The following is a 322-nucleotide window of genomic DNA, read 5'->3' as shown; positions in this document are numbered from 1 at the left end:
GCTTCGGGGCGGGGGGTGCGGGTTGTGGCCGTTTGCGGGCGGCTTGCGCTGGCGCGCGGCGCTCTCGGGGGGCTGGGCGTCGAGCGGGCCTACGCTCTGTCCGAGCTGGAGCCGGATGCGGGTCGGTCTATGACCGAGGCGGGTTCGCTGCTGGAGCGGGTGGGGGAGCGGATCGCTCGCGAGGCGCTCGGCTGAGCGCCGAGGGTGGGTTGCCCCTGTCCCGCCCCTTCGCCGTTTCCTGGGGGCTGCGCCCCCAGACCCCCGCTTGTCGCGGCTTCGCCGCTCGTCCTCAAACGCCGGACGGGCTGGATTCAGCCCGTCC

General features: G+C 74.8%; 1 pseudogene. It reads left to right on the top strand.

Annotated features, from left to right (window positions below):
• A pseudogene (locus ACSNOK_RS33665) lies at nt 1-195 on the top strand (glycerate kinase); the annotation flags it as partial.
• Nucleotides 196-322 lie beyond the last annotated feature (127 nt).

It is taken from the genome of Streptomyces sp. URMC 126 (genome assembly GCF_051386555.1).
In the GTDB taxonomy this organism is placed as follows: domain Bacteria; phylum Actinomycetota; class Actinomycetes; order Streptomycetales; family Streptomycetaceae; genus Streptomyces.
The sequence above is the reverse complement of the archived record's forward strand: the minus strand, read 5'-3'. Positions and strand labels throughout refer to the sequence as shown.